The organism is Vagococcus sp. AM17-17, assembly GCF_003471765.1.
GTDB classification, from domain to species: Bacteria; Bacillota; Bacilli; order Lactobacillales; family Vagococcaceae; genus Vagococcus; species Vagococcus teuberi.
Map to the genome: position 1 here is coordinate 113,233 of NZ_QRJY01000001.1, position 18,757 is coordinate 131,989.

12 protein-coding genes are annotated in these 18,757 nt (G+C 32.7%); 8 read left to right on the forward strand and 4 right to left on the reverse strand.

Annotated features, from left to right (window positions below):
• Positions 1 to 146 precede the first annotated feature (146 nt).
• The 6 genes from DW196_RS00650 to brxL all read left to right on the forward strand — a co-directional run bounded on the left by DW196_RS00650 (position 147) and on the right by brxL (position 13,410).
• The gene (locus tag DW196_RS00650) at positions 147 to 746 is read left to right on the forward strand and encodes a DUF1819 family protein (protein ID WP_118249567.1); all 600 of its coding nucleotides are present in this window, start codon (positions 147 to 149) and stop codon (positions 744 to 746) included.
• Complete coding sequence (locus tag DW196_RS00655) at positions 746 to 1,327, forward strand: DUF1788 domain-containing protein (protein ID WP_118249568.1); 582 nt, start codon at positions 746 to 748, stop codon at positions 1,325 to 1,327. The genes DW196_RS00650 and DW196_RS00655 overlap by 1 nt, the downstream gene beginning before the upstream one ends.
• Before the next feature lie 26 nt (positions 1,328 to 1,353).
• A complete protein-coding gene (gene brxC / locus DW196_RS00660) occupies positions 1,354 to 4,983 on the forward strand; it encodes a BREX system P-loop protein BrxC (RefSeq protein WP_118249569.1) in 3,630 nt (1,209 codons plus the stop codon).
• A gap of 64 nt (positions 4,984 to 5,047) precedes the next feature.
• Positions 5,048 to 8,713: a BREX-1 system adenine-specific DNA-methyltransferase PglX gene (gene pglX / locus DW196_RS00665; protein WP_118249570.1), complete on the forward strand. Its 3,666-nt coding sequence runs from the start codon at positions 5,048 to 5,050 to the stop codon at positions 8,711 to 8,713.
• Positions 8,714 to 8,820: 107 nt separating this feature from the next.
• Positions 8,821 to 11,343, forward strand: coding sequence for a BREX-1 system phosphatase PglZ type A (gene pglZ, locus DW196_RS00670; protein ID WP_118249571.1), 2,523 nt, complete (start codon positions 8,821 to 8,823; stop codon positions 11,341 to 11,343).
• A gap of 33 nt (positions 11,344 to 11,376) precedes the next feature.
• A complete protein-coding gene (gene brxL / locus DW196_RS00675) occupies positions 11,377 to 13,410 on the forward strand; it encodes a protease Lon-related BREX system protein BrxL (RefSeq protein ID WP_118249572.1) in 2,034 nt (677 codons plus the stop codon).
• Between the two features lie 124 nt (positions 13,411 to 13,534).
• Here brxL and DW196_RS00680 read toward each other — a convergent pair whose 3' ends face one another.
• The 4 genes from DW196_RS00680 to DW196_RS00690 form a co-directional block, all read right to left on the reverse strand.
• Positions 13,535 to 15,061 (reverse strand): acyl-CoA synthetase, encoded by a 1,527-nt coding sequence (locus DW196_RS00680; RefSeq protein WP_118249573.1) that lies wholly within the window; start codon positions 15,059 to 15,061, stop codon positions 13,535 to 13,537.
• A 98-nt stretch (positions 15,062 to 15,159) separates the two neighbouring features.
• Positions 15,160 to 15,645, reverse strand: a complete 486-nt coding sequence (locus tag DW196_RS00685) for a DNA-deoxyinosine glycosylase (RefSeq protein ID WP_118249574.1) — start codon at positions 15,643 to 15,645, stop codon at positions 15,160 to 15,162.
• A gap of 85 nt (positions 15,646 to 15,730) precedes the next feature.
• Complete coding sequence (locus DW196_RS11285; RefSeq protein ID WP_158563485.1) at positions 15,731 to 15,901, reverse strand: hypothetical protein; 171 nt, start codon at positions 15,899 to 15,901, stop codon at positions 15,731 to 15,733.
• Between the two features lie 42 nt (positions 15,902 to 15,943).
• Entirely contained in the window at positions 15,944 to 16,252 is a 309-nt protein-coding gene (locus tag DW196_RS00690; RefSeq protein WP_118249575.1) for a hypothetical protein, read from the reverse strand.
• Between the two features lie 152 nt (positions 16,253 to 16,404).
• Between DW196_RS00690 and DW196_RS00695 the strand changes: the two genes are divergently transcribed.
• Positions 16,405 to 17,217 (forward strand): helix-turn-helix domain-containing protein, encoded by an 813-nt coding sequence (locus DW196_RS00695; RefSeq protein ID WP_158563486.1) that lies wholly within the window; start codon positions 16,405 to 16,407, stop codon positions 17,215 to 17,217.
• A gap of 561 nt (positions 17,218 to 17,778) precedes the next feature.
• The gene (locus DW196_RS00700; RefSeq protein WP_370447136.1) at positions 17,779 to 18,732 is read left to right on the forward strand and encodes a PhoH family protein; all 954 of its coding nucleotides are present in this window, start codon (positions 17,779 to 17,781) and stop codon (positions 18,730 to 18,732) included.
• Positions 18,733 to 18,757 lie beyond the last annotated feature (25 nt).

The window sequence follows — 18,757 nt, forward strand, 5'->3', positions numbered from 1 at the left end:
TGCATTAATAAAAAAATAATAAATATATAATGGTATTTTGTGTTTTAGATTTAAGTTAAACTTTACAGGATATAATTCTATATCGTCTTTCTATTAATTATTTATTAAATAACTGATATAATAGACGATGCAAGGGAGGCAGTTCATTGAAGAAAAAATATTCCGCAGGATTAGTATCAAAGAGATTTTGGTTTTCAGAGTTTAAAAGTTATGTTCAATTGAAAAATGAAGGCTACGATGATATTGATATAAAACGAAAAAATGATGAAGAAAATATATTCTTAGCTAATAGTATTAATAGGCAAAAAGAGATTTATTTAAACATGAAAAGAAGAGTCAACCAATTGGATGAAGCAGGTTTAAAACTTTTTACCTCTCTAGATGTCGATAATCAAAAAATAGTTAACTTCATTACGATTCTTTTCTTAGATGAATTATTGACAGAATTTATGTTAGAGGTTTATTCGGACCATTTAAATAGAGGGAATCTACAATTAACCACAATGGACTATCGGAGTTTTTTTACTGAAAAAAGTAGAAGCTCTGAGGATATAATCAAGTGGAAAGAATACACAATAAAGAGATTGATTGCAGCGTATAAAACTAATTTAAGTGAAGCTGGATTAATAAAAAAAGATCATGATGTTACGCAGATAGCGCCAGTTCTTTTGGATAGACGATTGGTTCAATGGTTAGTTGATCAACAAAGAAAAGATATTGTTATAGCACTAGGAGGAAAGTTATAATGTTGCTGCCAATCAAGGAACACTTGGATGTATTAGATGAAACGATTGAAAAAAAGGATTTTTTATTAAATAGAGGATTAGGTAATGAAGTAGGTTACTACATATTTGATTACCATCCAAAAGATGAACTGATTGTCAGATATCACATAAAAAAAATATCTAACAGTTTTGTTGGCGAGAATAAAGAGTATGAAGTAAAGGTCTTTAATTTGTATACGATTATGTTAGAGTATTTAGAAAGCCGTGGTTTTACAGAAAAAGCTATAAAAATGGAACAAAAACGCGGCATTCAGAAATTAGTTGAAAGCATTGGACGCTTATTGAAAATGGATCAACCTGAGGAAGAAAATATTTTTTTTGAATATGTTGAAACACATACACCAGAAAAAGCTGTAGTCATCTTAACAGGAATAGGGGAATTATATCCTCTCATTAGAGCACACTCTATTTTAAATAAAATGCATCAAGTGTTTGATCGCGTGCCTGTTGTGATGATGTATCCAGGTGAGTATGATGAGCTCAGTTTGACCATTTTAAATACAAATAAAGATGATAACTATTACAGAGCATTTAGAATCTAAAGTATGATAAGAAGGTAGGGAAAAGGATGTTAATTAAGGATATTTTTGCAAAACCGATTGATCGAAATATCCAGGGAGTTATAAAAGTTGGTCAAGCAAAAGAAGAGAATATTCAACAAGAATTAGAAGAATATGTTGTAACAAAAGAATTGCAAAAGCATTTTAAAACGATATTTGATGCCTATCAGCAAAGCATCAATCAGCCGACAGATAAAATGGGAGTCTGGATTCAAGGTTTCTTTGGATCCGGTAAATCTCACTTTTTAAAAATAATTTCTTATATTTTATCTAATCGAGAAATAAACGGCAAAAAAGCGATAGATTATTTTAAAGAAGACGAAAAAATAAAAGATCCATTGACTTTAGCTACAATGGATCGATGTGCTCAAATCAAAAATGATGTTATTTTATTTAACATTGATTCCAAAGCGAATGCTGGAGGAAAAAAAGATCGCAATGGCATTGTAAATGTTTTTTTAAAAGTATTTAATGAAATGCAGGGATTGAGTACTATTCCTTATTTGGCAGATTTTGAACGTCGATTAATAAAAGAAGAAAAATACGATGATTTTAAAAAAGCATTTGAAGCATTACACGGGTCTGACTGGAATGCAGAAAGACACGAATTTGATTGGATTCAAGATGATATCAAAGATGCAGCATTAGAAATTGGGTTTATGAGTGAAGCGGCCATTGATAACTTTTTAGAAAAAGCATCAGGTGATTATTTAATTAGTATTGATGAGTTTGCTCATATGGTAAAAAGCTATCTAGATACAAAAGAAGCAAATCATCATATTGTGTTTTTAGTCGATGAAGTCGGACAATATGTCGGAGGAAATCGCGAGTTGACATTGCAACTTCAAACAGTCGTTGAAGATTTAGGAAGAATATGTGAAGGAAAAGCTTGGGTACTAGTAACAAGTCAAGAAGCCATTGATCATGTCACTAACTTTGATAGTCATTCAGATAATGATTTTTCAAAAATTAAAGACCGTTTTGCAACGACTGTTAGTTTATCTTCAGCCAATGCAGATGAAGTAATAAAGGCTCGTATTTTAAAGAAAAAGGATACGGCGAAAAACATGTTGGAACTACAATACGATTCAGCCCAAACAGAGCTAAAGAATAAATTATTATTTGTTGATAGTCCAGAGTTAAAACTTTTTGACGGTCCTCAAAACTATGCAGAGGTCTATCCTTTTATTCCTTATCAATTTAATTTATTAGGTCAAATACTAACTGAAATTCGTAATCATAGTTATCATGGGTCAAACCTGTCTTCAGGAGAACGCTCTTTACTAGCAATGTTTAAAGAAGCTGCGGAACGTAATAAAGACAATGACACCAATGCTTTGGTATCACTTGATCAATTCTATTATTCTTTAGAAAGATGGATTGACACAGCAATTAGTCGTGTCATTACTCAAGCAGCAAATAATACACGTATTCAGCGTCCGACAGATGAAGATGACTTTAATGTCAATGTCTTACGCATTTTATACATGATAAAATATGTTGACCTAGCTATTAAACCTAATGTAGATAATATTACAAGTTTAATCATAAAAAATGTGAACGAAGACAGATTATCGACTAAAAAACGAGTAGAAGAAGCACTACGTCTTTTGATGAAAGAAAACTATGTTCGTAAAAATCTAGATAGTTATATTTTTCAAACAGATGAAGAACAAGAAATTATGAGAGAAATCAACAATCAAAACATCGAACCAAGTGATTTGGTGATTGAATTATCTAAACGTATTTTTGATGGGGTTTTAGATAGAAATAGTTTTGCCTTTGAAAAAGCAGGAATGGTTGGTGGAAACAAATTTAAAAATCGTTATACATTTACTTATTCTCAAGTATTAGACCAACGACCATACAAACAAGCAAGTCACTCAGATATGACAGTTAACTTTATTTCACCATATTCAGATTTAGCTGGTCAAGAGGCAGAAATTGCCTTGAAAAGTTCACGAGATAAGCTATATATAGAGTTACAAAAGGAACAAGAGTTTAAAGAAGATTTATCCATGTATATAAAAATGAATGCATATTTGACGACGACTTATTCGAGCGTGGTTAAAAATTTCGAAGCAATTCGTACGGAGAAGACAACAGAACTTCAAGAATTAAGTGCAAGTATTAATCGCCAATTAGAAGAATTACTCAAACATGCAACATTCTTTTATAATGGTAGTAAGATTGATTTTTCAAGTTCAGATTTTAAAACAAACTTTCAATTAGCTTTACAAAAAATGGCAGGAGAAGTTTATCATAAATTAAGCCAAATTGATGCGCCAAAAGAAAAAGAAGATATTTTACATTTAATCAAAGAAAGTAAATATGATTTAGTTGAAGATCAGTCTAACGAACAAGCAGTTCAAGAGATATTTAATTTCATTAATGATCAAAAAAGAAATCATTTAACGATTACGATGAAAACTATCAGAGATCGTTTTGAAAATAGACAGCCTTATGGATTTACTGAACTAGATGTTGAATGGTGTATAGCTAATTTATTTATGTCAGGTAAAATAGATTTATTATTTAATAATTTATCTGTTTCACGTATGGACGACCCAACAGATATACTAAGTATTATCCAAAAAAGACGAGACAGTGAAAAAATCAAACTTGAACCAAGTGCAATTATCTCTAGAAAATCAAAAAAAATAGTCGATGATATTGGACGAGAATTATTTAATAGTCGAAATATTGTTGAAGATAATAATAATGAACGTACAATGGAGAACTTTAAAAAGCATTTGCAACGTCAGTTATTTGATCTATCAACCTATTTTGATAAAGAAACCACCTATACATATCCTAGTGTGTATGAGTATGAGCAGATTAAAAAATATTTAGAAGAAATCAATCAAACAAATAACGTTGAAGATTTCTTTAATACAGTAAAAGACTACCGCGATGAATTATTTGATTGGGCGGAAACATACGAAAAAATTGCGAATTTCCATAAAGAAAATAGTACGCAAAAGAAAATTTGGCAAGATGCACAAAACAAAATTAGATTAATTGAACAAAGTCGACGCGCTGTTTCAAGTAAAGAGATCAATCAAATTTTAAATGACATGAAAGCTATTTTAAAAAAATCTGACCCTTATTCAGATATGATTCAATTAAACGATTATATTCGTTTGTTTAATGATGAGTACACACGCTTATTAGAGTCTGAAAGTGAAGAAGTGTTAAATAAATTAGAGGAAGAAAGACAAGCGACATTTAAGTTACTTGAGCATAAAGAATTTAGGGATGAATTTGTCCCGCAAGTTGATCAAAAGTTTATGTCATTAAAAGATAAAATAGAATCTGCCAACACTGTAGAAGATTTAGGCTTTCTATTAATGGAAGTTCAAGAGCAGTATGAGATTTTTAACCACCTGTTTGATCAGGAAGAAAATAAACGTCTTATAGCACAACAATCTGATACAACGTCTACCCAAGAAGATAAAACAGATATTATTCCGCCTAAAGTAGCTGAAATAAAGAAGAAAACAGTGCCTTTAAGAACGCTATCACTTCATGCAAAAACCATAAGAAGTGAAGCAGATATTGATGAACTGACAGCTGAAATAAATCGTAAATTAAAAGAACAACTATCAGAAAATACAGAGTTAACGATTCAGTTTTAAAACATAGACAGGCATAACTAGGTTTATGTCTGTCTTTTTAAAGTGAAATAAAAAGGAGAGTACCATGGATAAAAAGGCAATTAAGGAGTTTGCAGTCAATGCCCGAAAAGAATTAATCGAAGAAGTCACAACGAAACTTAATCGTTTAGGGATTACCGATAAAGGCATAGAAGAAGCAAAAAGAATTGATCAGTCATTACAAGAAATAGAGTCGACACAACTCCGATTGACTGGCAATGCAATCACTCAACGAGATAGATTAATCGAAAAGTTAAAACAAAAATCATCAACCTCTGATTATAAAGAGGAATACCAATCTCTCATTGAAGAGGTTGCGTATACGTGGTTTAATCGTTTGATTGCGATTCGATTTATGGAAGTCAATGATTACTTACCTGACAGTTACCGAGTGTTGTCTAGTGAGAATACTGGAAAAATAGAACCTGATATCATCACGGATATTTATGATTCGGATATTTACGAGGAGTTGTCTACTTCAGAGAAACAACAAGTCAACGAGTGGAAGATGGATAACTCTGCAGAAGCAATGGACAAGCTTTATCAATTTGTTTTTATCAAAATATGTCATCAATTAAATGATTATCTTCCGGAACTTTTTGAACAAGTAGAAGATGACACAGAGTTATTATTTACAGCATCCTATATAAAAAAAGATGGTGTGATTGCTAAATTATTAAGTATTCCAGAAGAAAATTTTGATGTTTCACAAGGTGGACAAGTCGAGATTATCGGGTGGTTATATCAGTATTATAATAGTGAACCTAAAGAATTAGTATTCTCGAGACCAAAATCACAAAAAATAAAAAAACAAGATATTCCTGCAGCTACTCAATTGTTTACACCAGATTGGATAGTTCGTTATATGGTAGAAAATTCACTAGGAAGATTTTATATTGAAAAAATGATGGGAAATGGTGATACAAGGACTGAAAAAGAAATTGCGCAACATTTTAATTGGGTATACTATCTTGAGACAGCTGAACAACCTGACGTAGTGATGATTGAATTGAAAGAAGATCAAAAAGAAAAAGCACATTATCATTTAGAAGAGATTAAGTTTATAGATCCATCTATGGGTAGTGGGCACGTTCTTGTCTATGCTTTTGATGTGTTTATGCAACTATACGAACATGAAGGCTACTCAAAACGTGATGCGGCAACATTAATCTTAGAGAATAATTTGTTTGGACTTGATATCGATCATCGAGCACAACAATTAGCGTATTTTGCATTAATGATGAAAGGAAGAGAACAAAATAGACAACTCTTTAAAAAACAAATAAAGCTGAATTGTTTTGATGTACCTGAATCAAAAGAGCTACAAAAAGATCATGACTTTTTAAATGAGATAAAGGAATTTTTAGATGATGAAGAAGTATGTGATGAACTTGACAATTTAATTAAGTATTATACACATGGAAAAGATTATGGTTCTTTAATAAAAATCAAAGAAGACTATCACTTTGATGACATTGTTATAGGACTACAACGCTTTAAAGAATCTCAAAAAGCTGGTCTTTTTTTAGATGACACAATACAAAAAGTCGATAAAATATTTGATATTATCACTATATCTAAAATATTATCTTCTAAATACGATATTGTAGTCACTAATCCTCCTTATATGGGGAGTAGTGGTATGGATAAAACTCTATCTGACTTTGCAAAAAAAGAATACCCTCAAAGTAAAAGTGATTTGTTTGCTATGTTTATTGAGCAGTGTGAGTATTTATTAGGAAAACATGGCTATTGTAGTATGATTACACAGCAAGCTTGGATGTTTTTATCAAGTTTTGAAAAATTACGTAATTATTTAGTTAATAACTCTACAATAATAAATATGGCGAATCTTGGATCTAGAGCTTTTGAAGAAATCGGTGGAGAAGTTGTACAGACAACAACGTTTGTTATTAGAAAGAATCATTTATTAAATTATAATGGTACATATGTTAGATTGGTCGATTATAAATCTCAAGAAGCTAAAAAAAACGCATATTTAAATGCTAGTAATGATGATTTATCTGATATAGTATTTAAAATGAGTCAAAATAATTTCCAAAAAATACCAGGCATGCCAATTGCTTATTGGGCTAGTGATGCATTAATAAAAGATTTTGAAATAGGAAAACCAATTTCAAATTATGTTACCCCAAAACAGGGACTAGCAACAGCTGATAACAATCGATTTCTAAGGCTATGGTGGGAAGTTGATTTTAACAAAATAAAATTTGATGCTACATCTTTAGAAGACGCAAGATTATCTAGAAAAAAATGGTTTCCCTATAACAAAGGAGGATCATTTAGAAGGTGGTATGGTAATTATGATTATATTGTAAACTGGGAAAATGATGGAGAAGAGATAAGAAACTTTTGTGATTCGAAAGGAAAGGTAAGATCAAGACCACAGAATACAAATTATTACTTTAAAGAATCAATTACTTGGCCTCTAATTACCAGTGGTGGTCTTAGCGTCAGATATAGAGAGTATGGAAGTATACATGATGTATCGGGTATGTCGGCATTTTCAAATAAAACGGAAAATATTTTCTATTGTTTAGGTATATTAAATTCTCCAATAGGAAATAATATATTAAAATTATTAAACCCAACAATTAATTCACAGGTAGGAGATTTTGAAAAAATTCCTATTATATATGATGATAAGGTAAAATCACTCACTATTGATAAAGTAAAAAAATGTATTAATTTGTCTAAACTAGATTGGGATAGTGAAGAGATTTCTTGGGATTTTAAAAGAATTAATTTAAGAGGTAATAAAATATTAGATTACATTGTAAATGAATCTCATTTAAAAGATACACATATTGAGGAATTAAGAAAGAACCATGAGAGTATAAATCATAATTTTTTAACTCTGTATGATTTGGATAATGATTATTCTTCAGTTGTTGAGGATAAGGACATCCCTATAACTAAACTAAATAAACTAGAAACTATTAAAAACTTCATCTCTTACTCAATCGGTGTAATGTTTGGTCGTTATTCTTTAGATGAAGAAGGATTGATCTTTGCAGGTGGTCAGTGGGATGATTCACGCTATACTAGTTTTAAACCAGACAAAGATAATGTGTTACTGATTACCGATGATGAGTATTTCAAAGATAGTCAGATAGATATTGTCAATCGTTTTATAGAGTTTGTGAAGGTAACATTTGGATCAGATACGTTAGAAGAAAATCTTCAATTTATCGCGGATACTTTAGGAGGAAAAGGTAAGAGTCGTGAGGTGATTCGCCGATATTTCGTTAAAGATTTTTATAAAGATCATTTAAAAACCTACTCTAATCGTCCAATCTATTGGCAACTAGATTCAGGAAAGCAAAATGGTTTTAAGGCATTAATGTACTTACATCGTTACACACCTGATCAGTTAGGTAAAGTTCGTACAGAATATCTTCACGAATTACAAAAAGCTTATGATAATCGGATTGAATGGCGTGAGCAACAAATTGCAGCAAGTGATAATCAAAAAGATATCAATAAGTGGTCGAAGGATATGACTAAGATTCAGAAGCAATTAAAAGAGCTTCGTGACTACGATGAAAAATTAGGACATTTGGCGCTTAATAGAATTGAGCTTGATTTAGATGATGGTGTAATTGTAAATTATGATAAATTACAACGTGATACAGATACAGGAGAGAAGTTCCAAATTCTCTCAAAAGGGGTAAAAGAACCTAAAAAATAAAAAGAGAGAAAGTTGTTTCTGACAACTTTCTTTTTTTTGAAAAGTTCGTGCGAAATGTATGAAAGTATGTCAATATAGTGTTAGAAAAGAAAAATTAGGTGAGTACAATGACAGATGTAAATAGACAACAAATTGAAGAAAAATTAAATGAGATTTTTCCAGATTATGGGCAAAGAAAAATTATTTTTTGGTTTGATCCAAACCAAGATTTTATAGAAGATATCAAAGAAATAAATATTATGCACGCAAAAATATATGTACTAGAAAGCGATGCACAATTTAAAGCAAAAAGACATTTAGAATATGAAGACAAAGAATCAAACTATTTGGTTTACGCTCCGTTTAAACGATGGGATGATAAAGATGGAGACAATCATTTACTTAGCATATTACAATATTCAGAAGAATTTAGTGCAGACCGTTTAGCTATGTTGATGAGTGAGTTATCAATTCCTTTAGAGTTCCATTCGACAATGGAAAAGTATAGTACATTTTTTAATGCCAAAGATCGAGTAAAAACTTTTGGTGAGTTAAGTCATAACACGACAGTAAATAAAGCTGATACGATCGAGTTAATGATCATGGCTGTTTTATTAAAGACAAAAAGCATTCGTTTAAATGACTTACTACGTGACGTGTTAAAGTCTTTTGCTAGTGGAGATGATGATCCATTAGGGGTATTAGAAAAATATCATTTAAAAACACGATTTTGGGATTTTATTGGATTAAAATATGGCTTTTCAGATTCACAGTTATCGATTGAGAAATTGGTGATATGCTTGTATGTTAATTACTTTTACTATCAAATAGATTCAACAGTGCCAGAAGAGCTGAAAGATTTTGAAGTTCAAAATCAACGAACAAACATTATTGCGTTTATGGATCAATTTATGAATGACACTCGCTACACGGAAAGTTTCCAACATTTATCTCAGCGTGTCTTCAAAATGATTAATGGGAAAAAAATATTAGATACAGTGAAAATAGATGACTTAATGGAAGCAGATATTTTTTCTGATATTCATGAGTATATCTTATCGTTTTATTTGGATAGATTGCTTTCTTCAGACACCACAACAAAAGTATCAGGATATACAATCATCGAGGCATTAAAACAAAGAGAAAAACTGCACTTTGCATCCAACTATATTCATGAGTATCAACTACTAAAACATGCATACTACTTAGTTGACTCCAGTGCATTTAAGCTTTCTATGACAATGGATGATTTGACTACATTATACGAAAAAGAATTATACTGGATTGATACTCACTATAGAAAGTTTATTTGGAATAGTGATCAAATACAGCATGATTATAAATATGATCAGTTGAAACGTTTAGTAGAGTTAAATTATTCGAGATTTTTAGATCAAACAGGACAGATTTGGAATAGATCGTTTGATTTTTCTGACCGATTATCTATTCGTCACTTTTACCATAAAGTTGTGATGAATCGAAGTATTAAAACAGTGGTAATCATTTCTGATGCATTTCGTTATGAATTAGGAAAAGAATTAGTTCGTCAATTTTCTAAAGAAAAAAAATATAGTGCAGAGGACAAGGGGGCTTTCTCGGTACTACCATCTGTTACAGAATTTGGTAAAGCAGCATTATTGCCTCATAAACAATTAGATTATACGACAAATACTGACGTGTTGGTTGATGGTAAAAAAACCAATGGCCTAATTAATCGATCTGCCATTTTACAACAGCAAGATAGCGATGCAATAGCGTTCAATTATTCAGATGTTGTGAAGATGAATAAGACTGAAGTTAGAGAAAATTTAAATGGAAAATCTGTTATTTATATTTATCATGATCAGGTTGATAAAGTAGGAGATCATTCGAATGAAAGTCAGGTTTTTGATGCGTGTGATACAGCGATAAAAGAGATTTTTAATTTGGTTAACCGACTGGCAAATGATGGAAATATTTCACGATTTATAGTAACGGCCGACCATGGATTTATCTATAAAAGGCAATCAATTGAGGAATCTGATAAGATAGACAATCCATCAACTAATCCAAACGACCGTGTTGAACGTCGCTTTATTGTGACTGATGAAGAATATGATGTTGTGGGGACAAAGAATTACTCCTTAGGTGAGTCACTAGGAAATAATGATATAAGAAATATCTGTGTGCCAGTAACATCCAATATTTTCAAAAAAGCTGGTGGAGGTCAAAATTATGTTCATGGAGGGTCTTCTATTCAAGAGATGCTTGTCCCGATTATAGAAATAACATCATCTAGGATAAGTAATACCAAAGATCCAGTTGAAGTTGAACTGATGACAAGTAATCGAAGAATCACCGGATTATCGACAACGTTAGAATTTTATCAAAAATCCGTTATTAATGAGTTATTTGAACCGGTATCCTATTGGCTTTACTTTGAAGACAATAAAGGGGAACGCATTTCAAATGAAGAAACGTATATCGCAGATTCAAAAGAAGAGGAAGCAAATCGTCGTTTTCAAAAATTTGTGTTTGAATTCATTAATCGTCGTTACTTAGTTCAGGATGATTATTATTTAGTGATGAAAAATCAAGTGACTGGTATAGAAGAACGCATTAAATTTATTATCGACAACCCATTTGCTCAGCAATTTGATTTCGATATTTAATGTGTTTGTGTTAGTAAGTAGGGAGGGAAGTCTATGGAACAAGCAGAACTACTAAAACTCGCTGAATATTTTCCTGGAAAGATTGTGAGGAAAGATTTAACAAAGAAAATCAAAGAAGGAGCGAATGTTCCTGTTTATGTTTTAGAATACTTGCTAGGCATGTATGCTTCTTCATTTGATGAAGAGTTAGTTGAAAAAGGTGTTCAAAATGTAAAGACTATTTTATCAAAAAATTATGTTCGGCCAGATGAATCCGAAAAGATCAAGGCTAAAATTCGTGAGTTAGGCGGCTATACAGTGATTGATAAAGTCACTGTACATTTAAATGAACGACGCGATTGTTATGAAGCTGAATTTTCCAACTTAGGATTGAAAAATGTACAAATTAGTGATGAATTCCCTAAGAAATATGATCGATTACTAGGAGGAGGAATTTGGTGCATTGTATCAATGGAGTATTGGTATGATGAAAATGACAGTTGGAACAGTCCGTTTATTGCCAAAAAAGTTGATCCTATACAGATGCCTGGATTGGATATTGAAGACTACAAACTTGCTCGTAAAGAATTTTCGACAGACGAATGGATGGATCTAATATTAAGATCAGTAGGAATGGAGCCAACTCAATTTAGTAAGCGAGTAAAATGGCTTCATTTAGCTAGATTAATTCCATTGATTGAAAATAATTTTAATTTATGCGAATTAGGTCCTAGGGGAACCGGAAAGTCTCATGTTTACAAAGAAATCTCACCTAATTCAATTCTAGTTTCAGGTGGTCAGACAACTGTAGCTAATCTATTTTACAATATGGCTAGTCGAACCATGGGACTGGTTGGTATGTGGGATTGTGTCGCATTTGATGAAGTGGCAGGAATCAAGTTTAAAGATAATGATGGCGTCCAAATTATGAAAGATTATATGGCTTCAGGATCGTTTGCTAGAGGAAAAGAAGAAAAGAATGCGACAGCCTCTATGGTATTTGTTGGCAATATCAATCAAAGTGTTGATGTCATATTAAAAACATCGCACTTATTTGAACCTTTTCCAGAGGTGATGGGAGCAGACTCAGCCTTTTTAGATCGAATGCATTGCTATCTACCTGGTTGGGAAATACCCAAATATCGACCAGATTTTTTTACGAATGATTATGGGTTTATAACAGATTATTTTTCCGAAGTGATGAGAGAGTTAAGAAAAGTTAGCTTTGGAGATAGTTTTGATAAGTACTTTAAATTAGGAAGTCAATTAAATCAACGAGACACAATTGCTGTTCGACGCATTGTATCAGGTATGATGAAACTTCTTTATCCAGACGAACAATACGAAAAGCAGGACGTTGAGGAAGTTTTAAGGTTTGCTCTTGAAATGCGTCGCCGAGTGAAAGAACAATTAAAAAAAATTGGTGGAATGGAGTTTTATGACGTTAATTTTTCATATATTGATCTTGAAGAGGAGCGAGAAGAATATGTTTCGGTTCCAGAACAAGGTGGCGGTACATTAATTCCTGAAGGTTTAGGCAAACCAGGACATTTATATACTGTCGGTTATGGAAAAACAGGTCAATTAGGAACTTATAAACTCGAAACGCAAATGATTTCAGGAAACGGTAAATTTGAACGAACAGGAATTAACTCTGATGCAGGGGCTAAAGAAGCAATGGATTCAGCGTTTCGTTATTTACGGGCTAATTCTGGAAGTGTGAGTCAGTCTATAAGTTTAACTTCTAAAGACTTTGTCGTCCATGTACAAGATTTAAATGGAATTGGTATGACAAAAAAACTATCATTACCAACGATGATTGCTTTGTGTTCTGTGTCATTAAATAAGCCTGTTTTACCAAGTTTAGTCATCTTAGGAGATATTACGATTGGTGGCTCAATTGTAAAAGTCGATAATTTAGCAAATTGTTTACAAGTAGCAAAAGATGCAGGTGCAAAAAAAGTATTGGTTCCTATGACAAGTGCTGCTGACTTAGGAACGGTTCCACCTGAGTTAATGGGGACATTCAACTTAATATTCTATCAAACACCAGAAGATGCTGTATTTAAAGCATTAGGGGTAGAGTGATAAGTTAATTAGAGAAAAATTAAGCCATATTTTGACTATAACTTCCTTTAATTATTGCAAAGATTTAGTTTTTATATAATATTAAAAAACGTTAGACATGTTTTCACATCTCTAACGTTTTTTCCTATCCTTCCTTCAGCCATCTCTCCAACTGTAATCGTTGAACTTTCATTGTGGCGGTATGAGGTATTTCGTCAAATGTTTTGATAATGGGCTCATTTAAATGAGGGAGGTCGGCTACTTGCATCCACCACGCGTCCCAATCCATTTCTTTTCCAGGAACAACAGCTAAAACAGGTTGAGGAGAGTTATCTTTTCCACGCACAATCACGACTTCTTCCAAGAAATCCAAGGCATCTAATAAATAATCTTCCAGTGCAAGCGTGCTATCAATGTTTTCAATCAAATCGACTTGGCGATCTTTTAAGTATAAGTGACCACGCTCGTCCATCATGCCATAATCGCCACTATCCCACCATTTACCATAAACATTTTCTTCAAAACGAGCATCTTCTTTATAATAAGTTAATGCACGGCCTTTTGATAAAAAATGAATGTGTCCATCTGTCATGACAGGTAGCAGTGTGCCATTTTCATCGGTGATTCTGGCTTTTGTTAAACCTTCAAGTCCAACGCCCATATCACGAGCATCAGAGTCTTTTAGTGAATCAATGGTGTGTGAACGTAAAATCATTGGACCGCATTCACTTTGACCGTAAACTTGTAAAAAGATAGGGTCATTTTCTTTTGACGCGTTTAAAAAGGCTAACATAGTAGCATTGTTTATTGCATCAAATGTCGAATGATAAAATTTAATGCTAGTAAACACTTGAGGTTTTTCTTTTGCCAGTCTTGCCCATTGGACGAAATTATTTGGATGAGTTTCCAATGCAATAGGTTGGTGTGTTGTTAGCATGTTTTCCACTCGTTGAGGTGTCGCATTTGCTAGCGGCATCATAGGAAATCCCATACTCATCAATGAAGAAACCCCAATATTAAAACGAGAATGAACAGGAGAGATGTGAAACGCGACCAATTCTTTTTTAGAAATATGAGTAAATATTTCTCGTTGCCATTTAGTTCGCCATCCCATTGAGTGATAAGAATGACAAATCAGTTTTGGGATACCTGTTGTGCCAGACGTGTGAGTCATGTATGCTATGTCATCTTTGCCCAACTCTTCTTGCGATACAGGCTGTGCTGAGGCATTTAATAATGTCTCTAATGAAATCTTTTTATCATGTGAACTATTTTGAACGGCTCTTACATTAACATCAGTCACGTCATCAAATAAAATAAATGGATTTTCTAAACGCTCAACGAACACGCTAATGGTTCCAGGTGGTAAATGATAAGACACCATGACAGGTATTGCACCAAGGAAAGATGCTGCGACAGCAAGTAAATACGTATCAAATTTAGGACTTTTATATAGGATGATTTTATCGCCTTTTTTAACACCTAAATGGGCTAACTGATATGCTCTTTTTAATAGTTTGTCATGGCTGTCTTTATACGTTGTTTCTAAGCCAAGCGAGGCAAAAGCTGGTAGTGTTTCATCGAAAATAATCGGAATCATCGGTGTTTTTTCAGCCTCCTCTTTGTAGTTGGTATAAAGATTTAATGGTTGGTAATCAAGTATATTTTTCAAATAAAAAACCCTCTCAAAGTAAATTGTGCAATTTTGAACAATCGCTGAGTTATTTTATCATAAAAATATGATTGATTCTACATTGAAAAATAGGGTTACTAAAATTCTTTATCCACCATCTCCAACGCTTCTTCCCACTGCATTTTTCGTTTTTCCATCTGTCCATTTGCAGCTCCACTAGTTGAGATACAGGGGACGATTTTTATTTCTGGAAATAACTGATTGTTAATGACTTCATCATAGGCTTTTTTACCGTTTGTGATAATCAATTTGATATCTGCTTGAGTTAGAATTTGGCTAAAATCATTTAACTCAACTGTTTTAAACGACGTATCTAAACTGCCCTCACGCTCAAATAAATGATAAACATCCCATAAACCAATGTGGTGATCTAAAAGGAAATTCACACGTTGGTTATAGTCTGTTTCAAATGGCACATTGTAATAGTGAAATAACATTTTCCAAAATTGATTACCGTTATTTCCGTAATATTGTTGCTTTTTTAAGGATTGTTCACTGGGTGCACTTCCTAAAACTAGTACGTTAGTGTCTTGGTTAAAAATCGGGGCAAGTCCTTTTTTCATGATCATTCTCCTTTTTAACACGTATTTTTTAAAATAAAAACGCACTGATAGTATAAGTGTATCAGCACGTTTAAAAAATATCTATTTATTGTTTAGTTGATGTTGGTTTCTTTTTAATGTCTTTAATTTTTTCTTTTTTGATGTAGCGGATAGTTAGTGGGCTATAGCTATCGTAAATTTTTTGATGATTCATTTGTAATTCTTGCTCTGTCACGCCATATTCTAACGCAAAAAGTCTTGTTGCATTATCTAGCACAACATCAGTTTGGCGAATGATATCATCAGATATTTTATCATGTTATTCATCAAATTCGATTGCCAATGTTAGTAAATTAATTAAATCCACTTGATCAGGGTTATTGTTTGAACAGTTTAGTTTTATTTCAAACAACAAATTTTTCAACTCGTTCTTATCGTTTGTTCCGTTGTATTCAAGTAAGAATTGCGTCATTAATTCTCTAAATTCTGCAACCCAAACAAACACATTTTTTGACACAATTTTTTTATAGTCATTTTTTTTATTCTGTTGTAATTGGATACCGGTAAAAATCACGCTTGCAATAACACCAATACCAATAATCCAAGTCATAAATAAGTTTAATTCCATCGTTATTCTCTCCTTAGTCAGTCTGTTTTATAGCTATATCATTACATAGTTAAATAATAGTTGGTTAAAATAAAATAAAAAAATAGGTGACAGAATTGATTTGGCAATCGTTTATATAAGTGTAGAGAAAAAATGTCATGGAGGACAAGTTAATGACACAACAACCGAATTATTATTGTATTATTCCAGCAAAAGTGAGATACGCCAAAACAATCAGTCCGAATGCCAAATTATTGTACGGAGAAATTACAGCACTTTGCAACCAAGAAGGCTATTGTTGGGCAAGCAATGATTATTTTGCGACACTTTATGGCGTGAGTAAGACTTCCGTTTCAAAATGGGTCAATCAACTGAAAGAACAGGGATTTATCACAGTGGAGTTGCGGTACAAAAAAGATAGCAAAGAAATCGATCAGAGGCGTATAAGAATAGTTGAAGAGCCTATTAAAGAAAAAGAGTCAACCTCCCCAACAAAAGTTGATGACCGTATGAAAGAAAAGTTTAAAGAGAATACTATAACTAATACTAAAAATAATAATACAAAGAATAAAAAGAGTGCGTGTCGATATACGGAAAGCCAGTTGCAATTAGCCAAAAGATTTCAAAGTAATCTAGCAAAAGATTTTCCAAGGGAGATGAGCCGTGTAAATGTGTCACGTTGGGCCAATGATTTAAGACGGATTCATGAGGAGGAAAACATCGAGATGAGTGAGATTGAAGAGATGATTACGTGGTTAGCGACACATGATTTTTGGTCGCGACATGTCAGAAATCCAAACGTTTTACAAGAGAAATTTGAAAGACTTCTTGTAGAAAAGAAAGCACAACAATCAAAAAAATTAAAACAAAAGACGGAATCATTACCTGAATGGGTTAATAAAAGAATAAGTGAACATAGGGTTAGTCCAGAAGAAGAGCGGGAGTTACAACAAAAAATACAAGCCTTTAACCAAATGAACGTATAAAAACAGACTAGCTATAGTAGCCAGTCTGTTTATTGAGTGCAGTCCGTTGGTGTTTTTTTAACACAAGGACACGTGTAGTAATGGCAGTTGCAAGGGTTACCAAGAGAATCGTTTTTTTCTTCATATGACTCATCCTTTCAAGATAAATGGTGGTGCTAAGTGGACGGTAGGATTCGAACCTACACCTCGGTAAATAGAGAACAAACACACGCTTAGACCCTTAGAGTGAAAACACCACGTTCGTCCACATTATATAAAGGAGGTAGAGACAAATGAGCCTCTAACACTCAAAAGAATCAGGCAATTTGTTGTGACATCATCTTCTTTCTTTGAACTGTCTTAATCATAGTCTTCAAACCTTAAATGAACCGTAAGAATATACGAAGGTTTTATGAATTTGATAAAGAAAATGTTAAAGTGACGTCAAAAGTTAAGGCAAATTTGATAAAGAAGTTAATCGTTGTGTTAATAGTTGGATTCATAAAATAATGAGTCCTGATTTTTTTTATTGACATAATATGGTATTATTTAGGTTATAAGATGATGAAGGAGCTGTAGTGATTGACGTCAGAAACAACATTAGTTTTTATGTTAGATAAAAACATTGAAAGCAATGATATATTTGGAACTCACGATAAACATATCAAAATGCTTGAAGATTATACACATGTATCAATTTCTTCTAGGGGAGAGGTTGTTCATTTATCAGGAAATGCTGAAGATGTTTCGATGGTTCAAGACATCTTAACAGCCATACAACAACTAATATTAAGAGGACACAAAATTAATAGTAGTGATGTCTTAACCGCTATCCAGTTAGCTAAAAAAGGCCAATTGGAGACATTTTTTAGTCTTTATGAACATGCTTTATTAAAAGACAATAAAGGCAATCCAATTCGTGTAAAAAACGACGGGCAAAAAAAATACATTCATGCCATTAAAAAAAATGACGTCACGTTTGGTATTGGACCGGCAGGAACGGGTAAAACGTTTTTAGCGGTTGTTATGGCCGTGAGTGCGCTAAAAAAAGGTGAGGTAGAAAAAATCATTCTCACACGTCCGGCTGTTGAAGCAGGAGAAAATTTAGGGTTTTTACCTGGTGATTTACAAGAGAAGGTTAATCCATACTTACGTCCAGTTTATGACGCCTTATATCAAATACTTGGTATGGAACATACGACGCGTTTGATGGATAGAGGTGTGATTGAAATTGCACCTTTAGCTTATATGAGAGGGCGTACGTTAGAAGAAGCATTTGTTATTTTAGATGAAGCACAAAATACAACCAATGCTCAAATGAAGATGTTTTTGACCCGTTTAGGAAATCGATCAAAAATGATTATCAATGGTGATAAAACCCAAATCGATTTGCCACGCGGTGTTGAAAGTGGTTTGATTCATGCGGAAAGAATTCTAAAAGGAATCAAAAATATTACATTTATCGAATTTTCTACTCAAGATGTGGTAAGACATCCAGTAGTGGCTGATATCATTAAGGCATATGCAGACAACTAAAAGGAGCAAAAAGGAGTGAGTGAGG